Here is a 559-nt window from a genome sequence, read left to right on the forward strand (position 1 = left end):
GTGGCGAGATCGAGGAACTGGCGCCGGAAATCTCGATCGATGATTTCGCGAAGATCGACCTGCGCGTGGCCAGGATCGTCAACTGCGAACACGTCGAAGGCGCCGGCAAGCTGCTGCGCCTGACGCTGGACGTGGGCGAAGGCCGCCACCGCAACGTGTTCTCGGGCATCAAGTCGGCGTTCAAGCCGGAAGACCTGGTCGGCAAGCTGACCGTGATGGTGGCCAACCTGGCGCCGCGCAAGATGAAGTTCGGCGTCTCGGAAGGCATGGTGCTGTGCGCATCGAGTGCCGACGAGAAAGCCAACCCCGGCCTGTACCTGCTCGATCCGATGCCGGGCGCGACCCCCGGCATGCGTATTCGTTAAGCTGGCCCGCCCGACAAGAACCGGTCCGCCGGCCCGCGCAGCGCGGGCCGCGCAGGGCCGCGAAATCCTTTCGCGCCTCTGAGGAAAGACATTCCGGGGGCGCATGGCGGCGTTATAATGCCGTGTTTTTCCAGAAACTTGCGCTCCAGACGCCCCCTTCAAACTCTTTTGATAGGCAGATAATAAAATGACCG

1 protein-coding gene is annotated in these 559 nt (G+C 63.0%); it reads left to right on the top strand.

From position 1 onward, the window contains the following. Positions 1 to 365, top strand: a 365-nt coding sequence (gene metG, locus KVT32_RS28480; RefSeq protein WP_217619250.1) for a methionine--tRNA ligase subunit beta, incomplete at its 5' end; no start/stop codon positions are given. Positions 366 to 559: the final 194 nt, after the last annotated feature.

Origin of the sequence: Achromobacter sp. GbtcB20, assembly GCF_019091095.1 — a bacterium.
GTDB classification, from domain to species: domain Bacteria; phylum Pseudomonadota; class Gammaproteobacteria; order Burkholderiales; family Burkholderiaceae_B; genus Achromobacter; species Achromobacter mucicolens.